The organism is Eikenella sp. HMSC071B05 (assembly GCF_001811325.1).
Lineage (GTDB): Bacteria > Pseudomonadota > Gammaproteobacteria > Burkholderiales > Neisseriaceae > Eikenella > Eikenella corrodens.
This window is the reverse complement of the sequence record NZ_KV804544.1, coordinates 44,808-51,162: the sequence shown is the minus strand read 5'-3', so window position 1 is coordinate 51,162 and position 6,355 is coordinate 44,808. Positions and strand designations below refer to the sequence as shown.

Sequence of the window (6,355 nt, the reverse complement as noted above, 5' to 3'; positions counted from 1 at the left end):
GCCTGCCGCCCGGCAGCCTGCCTACTGGTAACACGGCCTGCCGGTTTTCGCGTTTCCCCCGCCTTGCCTGCCGCATTCTGCCGCACCTTACCAGGCGGAATATCTGCCTCTCGGGTTTTGGCCTTGCGGATTTTGGTCAGGCTGATGCTGATATGCAGTTTCTCGCCGTCGTCCGCGCTGCGCGAAATATCGCAGCTCTCCATTGCAAAGTTCGGGTAAACGTCCAAGCCGGTAACGACGGTAATCGGCTGCCGCTGCTCGTTAATCACACGCAAGGCCTCCTTAGCTTCAATCATTTTGCTGCGGCCATGCACTCCGAACAGGCTCACGCTTGCGCCGGTTACCACTCCTTCAATCGTCAGCTTTTCTGCTTCGCTTGAGATGTGGTCGCTGACCGGCGCCCCTTCCTCCACCGCGTATTGCGTTACTCCGTTGGACAGAGAGGTTTGCTCGCTGATTAGCGCATCCAACTGCAACGCGCCAATCATGGTTTGCGGCGCATCTTTCAGGCGGAACACCATGTCGATTAATGCCATTTTTACTTTCCTAAATATGGATTGGACAGGTTGAATCGAGCGTTGATATTAGCCGCCGTCCTACCGGGGTCTCTTGCACCGTGAACCGTGGTGTTAAAGGTTTGGGTTACATTACCGCCACCGTTCGGCATGGGGGCTTTGCCGCCGAAGCCGGAGAATGAGAACCCGCCGGATACCAGGTTTTTCAGGTTGTTCCAGCTTTGCACGATGTTGTCAATCCAGCCGGTAACCGCCTTGATAGCACCTTCCCAAGCTGTACGGACAAAATCCGTTACCGCCTGCACCGCCGTCTTGATGCCGTCCCAAGCGGCGCGACCTCTACTTAGCACCCAATCCCACGCCGCAGCAGCCGCAGCCTTGATGCTGTTCCATGCGGAAAGCGCCTTGGCTTTAATCCAATCCCAAGCCGCCGCCCCTGCTGCTTTGATGTCGTCCCAGTAGTACCAAATCAGCAGTAGCAGGCCGATGATAATCATCAGAATAGCAACAATCGGATTGGCTATCATTAGGGCATTGATAACTGCCACCATCATTCTGATGCCGCGTAAAACCGCAAACACCACACCGAACGCATCGGCAATCGCCTGCGCCAAACGCGGGGATTGTTCGAGAATAGAGTTCAGCTCATCGCCGCGCAGCGTGCCTGAGCTCAAAGCCTGCCCCAATTGCAGCAAGGCCGCCTGTTGCGCTCCGGCATCGCCGCCACCGATAACCATCGATTTGCCGATAACGTCCGTCAGTTGCAGCGTTTGGTCGGTGGACAAACCCAAGTCGTCTTTGTTGCGGGCTACTTTTTGGAACAGGTCGGCGGTAGCGGTAAATTCCTGCCGGTTGCGTTGTGCGGACTTGAACAGCTCGTCCATCACATACTTCTGCTCTTCCACGCTCTTAGTGGTCAGCGACACACGGCCTTCCACGCTCGCCCAGTCGTCGGCCATGCCCATCAGCATACTCAAGCCGATGCCGCCCAATACCGCCCGCACGATGCCGCCCAGGCGCGAATAGGCCGCCGCCGCTTGGTTTGCCCCGCGAACGGCGGTATTGTTGCTTTTCTGTATTGCCTCGCCGTAGCTCTGTGCCGATTTGCGCACCTGTTGTACAGCGGCGCGATAGCGCCCGATGCCGGACTGTTCCAGCTTGAAACGCAGCAGCGTTACCAGTTCTTGTGCAATCATGATTTGTGCCTTGCCATTGCCGCCGCTTCTGCGGCTTCCTGTGCATCCATTACCGCGTTAATCTTCATCAGGTCAATCAGGCTCGCCGTCCCGTTTTTGACTTCCGAGAGTGTGATATGGCCTGCCATCACAGGCCGCCATATCACAAACTCCGCCGTCAGGTCTTCGCGGAAGCTGCCGACTGGATTTTGTCTTTCAGCTGTGCTTCCAGTCCAGAACGGGCGAGCCATTGCATCAAAGGGTCGGCGAAATTCTCCCGAATCACGGCCACCATCAGTTCCAAAATTTCCACCGCATTGTCGAACACCATTTCGCGGCGGTCGGCAGTCAGTTTTTCCAACACGCCGTCTTCGTTTTCCACCGAAATGTAGTCCGGGTCTAGCAACCGGTTTGCCCACTTGGTCAGCGATTTGCCGGACAGGCTACCTGAAAGGGCAGACAACGCCTGAGCGGTGCCGTCCTGTTCGCCTTCCGGCTTCATCAGGCCGCCGAGAGCCGGAAGCAGTTCTTTTTGCAAATCGCCGAACACTTCCAGCGCAGAAAAAGCATCCATGCGGGCAATGCCGAATTGATAGCCGCCGATGGCTACGATTTTTGGTTTACGCATCAGTTACCCCCTACGGTGTAAGTGGCTGAAGCCGTTTCAAATACCCATTCGCGGCTGCCGACTTCCTTGCCGAATTCGCTGTTGGGTTTTTTCACAATCCACGCTGCCCCGGCCATGAACAGCGTATCGCCGCGCAGGTCTTTAATCATCAGCGGCAACGGCATCGCGCCGCCGGAAGCAATGTCCGCATCGTGGAACGAGCTCAATGCAGAATTGGACGAACTGGTTTGTTGCAGGGTAATGGTTACCTTGCAACGTTTGTCCGCACTCATGGAGCGGGCTACTTCGCCGTCCGCGCCCGCCTGGCTGGTAATGCCGTCCGCCATCTGCTCAATCGAAACGAACGTGCCGTCTGTCATGCCCTTGACGCTGTGCGCGCCGAACGTAACCGCCACGCGGTCGCTTGCATACGTTTTTACGTCTGTCATTTTGATTCTCCAAGTAAATAAGCTACCTGAAAATTTCAGGTAGCCTTGTTTCAGGTAGCGTTACAGCGTATAGCCCAGGCTGAATTTGATTTCCACCAAATGCACTGCCCCGGCCAAGCGGGCGGAGCCGCCAATATCCTGCAAGATGCGGGATGCTTTGCGGTTCGGGCTGATTTCCGAAGCGCGAGGGTAGGTAATGCGGAATGATGGGATAACGGCATTGTTTTCGTCCAATTCCTCTTCCGCAATGCCGCCGCGCCGAACGCCCAGCACCAAACTCTGCTGCATGGCATTGACGATGACTTGGATGCCCTTGTCGGTGTAGGGGATTTTCCCGCCGGCGTTAATCAGCGCATAGGCAACGTCTGCCTGCATGGTGGCCTTCAGCCAATCGCGGAAGCGGATAACGTCTATCCATTCGCCCGCTGCGGTCTTGCCGCCCTGCGAAATAGCGAAACTGCCGAAGGTTTCAAAGGTCGTGCCGTTCTTTTTCTGCACCACCAGCACATCGCCCTCCGGTAGGCGGTCAGCGGTAATGCCGTTGAGCTTCACGTTTGCCCAAGTCTCGCTGCCCGGATAGTAGGTAAAGCGTTCGGCCATCAGCGCCACTTCGGGATATTCCGCCGCCGCTTGGGTGTGATATCCGGCGCGGTAAAATTCTTAAGCCACTGAAATAGCGTTTTGCGGAACGCTTCTGAAAATTGCGGAAATATAATGGCTGCCAAAAGATGAATTCTATTTATGCAGTATGTATTTATCTATGGCAGCCGTCTTGATGATTGATTATGTGATAAAATAACGCGTTTTAATCGATTGGGCTTTAAATCTCCATGAGCAGCACCCACGACCACCGGTTTGCCAAAGAAACCATCCCCGTCAGCCTCGAAGAGGAAATGCGCAAAAGCTATCTCGATTACGCCATGTCGGTAATCGTCGGCCGCGCGCTGCCCGATGTGCGCGACGGCCTAAAACCCGTGCACCGCCGCGTGCTCTACGCCATGCACGAGTTGAAAAACAATTGGAACTCGTCTTATAAAAAATCCGCCCGTATCGTGGGCGACGTTATCGGTAAATACCACCCGCACGGCGACAGCGCGGTGTACGACACCATCGTGCGCATGGCGCAGCCCTTCTCCATGCGCTATATGCTGGTAGACGGCCAGGGCAACTTCGGCTCGGTGGACGGCGACGGCGCGGCAGCCATGCGTTACACCGAAATCCGCATGGCGAAAATCGCCCACGAAATGCTGGCCGATATTGAAGAAGACACCGTAAACTTCGGCCCGAACTACGACGGCAGCGAACAAGAGCCGCTGGTGATGCCCACCCGCTTCCCCGCCCTGCTGACCAACGGCTCGGCCGGTATTGCCGTGGGCATGGCCACCAACATCCCGCCGCACAACTTGGGCGACACGGTGGATGCCTGCCTGCAACTCTTGGCCGACCCCGATACATCTATCGACGCGCTCATCGACACCATCAAAGCCCCCGACTTCCCCACCGGCGCCACCATTTACGGCCTCACCGGCGTGCGCGAAGGCTACCGCACCGGCCGCGGCCGCGTGGTAATGCGCGGTAAAACCCATATCGAGCCCATCGGCAAACACGGCGAGCGCGAAGCCATCATCATCGATGAGATCCCCTATCAGGTAAACAAAGCCAAGCTAGTGGAAAAAATCGGCGAGCTGGTGCGCGAGAAAACGCTGGAAGGCATTTCCGATTTGCGCGACGAATCCGACAAATCCGGTATGCGCGTGGCGATCGAACTGAAGCGCAACGAAAACGCCGAAGTCGTGCTCAATCAGCTCTACAAACTCACCCAGCTGCAAGACAGCTTCGGCATCAACATGGTGGCTCTGGTCGACGGTCAGCCGCGCCTGTTGAATTTGAAGCAGATTCTGGCCGAATTCCTGCGCCACCGCCGCGAAGTGGTTACCCGCCGCACCCTGTTCCGCCTGAAAAAAGCGCGTCATGAAGGCCACATCGCCGAAGGCAAAGCCGTGGCGCTTTCCAATATCGACCCGATGATTCAGCTCATCAAAGAATCAGCCGATGCCGCCGAAGCCAAAGCCAAACTGCTGGTGCGGCCGTGGCAATCGGGCCTAGTGGGCGACATGCTCAGCCGCACCGATTTGGATTTGAATATGGCGCGCCCCGAAGGGCTACCTGAAAACCTCGGCCTGCGCGAAGACGGCTATTATTTGAGCGACTTGCAAGCCGACGCCATCTTGCGCATGAGCCTGCGCAACCTCACCGGCCTCGACCAAGACACCATCCTCGCCGACTACAAAGCCATCATGGCGCAGATTATCGATTTCCTGGATATTTTGGCCAAGCCCGAGCGCATCACCCAAATCATCCGCGACGAGCTCATCGAAATCAAAACCAACTTCGGCGATCCGCGCCGCAGCGAAATCAACCCGTTCGGCGGCGATATTGCCGACGAAGACCTGATCCCGCCGCGCGAAATGGTGGTTACCCTCACCCACGGCGGTTACATCAAAACCCAGCCCACCACCGACTACCAAGCCCAGCGGCGCGGCGGACGCGGCAAACAGGCCGCCGCCACCAAAGACGAAGACTTCATCGAAACCCTGTTTGTGGCCAACACCCACGACTACCTGATGTGCTTCACCAACCACGGCCGCTGCCACTGGATTAAAGTTTATAAATTGCCAGAAGGCGGGCGCAACTCTCGCGGCCGCCCGATCAACAACGTTATCCAGCTGGACGAAAACGAAAAAGTCTCCGCCATCCTGCCCGTGCGCGACTTCCCCGAAGACGAATACGTTTTCTTCGCCACCGCCATGGGCGTGGTGAAAAAAGTGCAACTTTCCGCGTTTAAAAACGTGAGCAAAGTCGGCATCAAAGCCATCGCCCTCAAAGAAGGCGACAGCCTGGTGGGCGTGGCACGCACCTCCGGCAGCAACGACATCATGCTCTTCTCCAACCTCGGCAAAGCCATCCGCTTCAACGAATATTGGGAACGCAGCAGCGACGACGAAGAAACCGGCGACGACAACGACACCGAAATTTCAGGTAGCCAGGAAGATGACAACGCCGAAAGCGCCCCCATCAGCGGCAAACACGGCGTGCGCCCCAGCGGCCGCGGCAGCGGCGGCCTGCGCGGCATGAGACTGCCCGAAAACGGCCGCATCGTCAGCCTCATCACCTTCGCCCCCGAGTGCGAGCAGAGCGAACTGCAAGTGCTCACCGCCACCGCCAACGGCTACGGCAAACGCACCCCGATTGCCAGCTACAGCCGCAAAAACAAAGGCGGCCAAGGCAATATCGCCATCAACACCGGCGAGCGCAACGGCGACCTAGTGGCCGCCACCCTGGTGAGCGAAAGCGACGACCTGATGCTGATCACCAGCGGCGGCGTACTCATCCGCACCAAGGTGGAACAAATCCGCGAAACCGGCCGCGCCGCCGCCGGCGTGAAGCTGATTAACCTGGACGAAGGCGAAACCCTCGTCAGCCTCGAGCGCGTAGCCGAAGAAGAGGACGACGAAGCACAAGCCGCCGAAACCCAAACCTCAGCCGAAAGTCCGAGCCAAGAACAAGGCGAGGCTTAAGCGCCCGCCAAGAAAAGGCTACCTGAAAGCA

The 6,355-nt window shown here is 57.3% G+C and carries 7 protein-coding genes; 1 reads left to right on the top strand and 6 read right to left on the bottom strand.

From position 1 onward, the window contains the following. The 6 genes from HMPREF2796_RS11345 to HMPREF2796_RS03920 all read right to left on the bottom strand — a co-directional run. Positions 1 to 536: phage baseplate protein (locus HMPREF2796_RS11345; protein WP_070631157.1), on the bottom strand; the 536-nt coding region annotated here is incomplete at its 3' end. 2 nt (positions 537 to 538) lie between these two features. Continuing rightward, the gene (locus tag HMPREF2796_RS03935; protein ID WP_070631156.1) at positions 539 to 1,711 is read right to left on the bottom strand and encodes a tape measure protein; all 1,173 of its coding nucleotides are present in this window, start codon (positions 1,709 to 1,711) and stop codon (positions 539 to 541) included. Further along, the gene (locus HMPREF2796_RS11755) at positions 1,708 to 1,839 is read right to left on the bottom strand and encodes a hypothetical protein (protein ID WP_256374339.1); all 132 of its coding nucleotides are present in this window, start codon (positions 1,837 to 1,839) and stop codon (positions 1,708 to 1,710) included. Before HMPREF2796_RS11755 ends, HMPREF2796_RS03935 begins: the two co-directional genes overlap by 4 nt. Positions 1,840 to 1,868: 29 nt before the next feature. Then, the gene (locus HMPREF2796_RS03930) at positions 1,869 to 2,318 is read right to left on the bottom strand and encodes a phage tail assembly chaperone (RefSeq protein WP_070631153.1); all 450 of its coding nucleotides are present in this window, start codon (positions 2,316 to 2,318) and stop codon (positions 1,869 to 1,871) included. Beyond that, complete coding sequence (locus HMPREF2796_RS03925; RefSeq protein WP_070631151.1) at positions 2,318 to 2,746, bottom strand: phage structural protein; 429 nt, start codon at positions 2,744 to 2,746, stop codon at positions 2,318 to 2,320. The genes HMPREF2796_RS03930 and HMPREF2796_RS03925 overlap by 1 nt, the downstream gene beginning before the upstream one ends. Before the next feature lie 60 nt (positions 2,747 to 2,806). Next, on the bottom strand, positions 2,807 to 3,346 hold the full coding sequence (locus HMPREF2796_RS03920) for a DUF3383 family protein (RefSeq protein ID WP_141757565.1): 540 nt from the start codon (positions 3,344 to 3,346) through the stop codon (positions 2,807 to 2,809). Between the two features lie 230 nt (positions 3,347 to 3,576). On the opposite strand from HMPREF2796_RS03920, the gene gyrA reads away from it, so the two are divergent. Continuing rightward, positions 3,577 to 6,324 (top strand): DNA gyrase subunit A, encoded by a 2,748-nt coding sequence (gyrA, locus tag HMPREF2796_RS03915; protein WP_070631146.1) that lies wholly within the window; start codon positions 3,577 to 3,579, stop codon positions 6,322 to 6,324. The last annotated feature ends 31 nt before the right edge of the window (positions 6,325 to 6,355 follow it).

What these genes read in the sequence shown, in the direction of transcription:
- gyrA (WP_070631146.1), top strand. Translation starts at nt 3,577, where the DNA reads ATGAGCAGCACCCACGACCACCGGTTTGCCAAAGAAACCATCCCCGTC.
- HMPREF2796_RS03925 (WP_070631151.1), bottom strand. Translation starts at nt 2,746, where the DNA reads ATGACAGACGTAAAAACGTATGCAAGCGACCGCGTGGCGGTTACGTTC.
- HMPREF2796_RS03935 (WP_070631156.1), bottom strand. Translation starts at nt 1,711, where the DNA reads ATGATTGCACAAGAACTGGTAACGCTGCTGCGTTTCAAGCTGGAACAG.
- HMPREF2796_RS03930 (WP_070631153.1), bottom strand. Translation starts at nt 2,318, where the DNA reads ATGCGTAAACCAAAAATCGTAGCCATCGGCGGCTATCAATTCGGCATT.
- HMPREF2796_RS11755 (WP_256374339.1), bottom strand. Translation starts at nt 1,839, where the DNA reads ATGGCAGGCCATATCACACTCTCGGAAGTCAAAAACGGGACGGCGAGC.
- HMPREF2796_RS03920 (WP_141757565.1), bottom strand. Translation starts at nt 3,346, where the DNA reads ATGGCCGAACGCTTTACCTACTATCCGGGCAGCGAGACTTGGGCAAAC.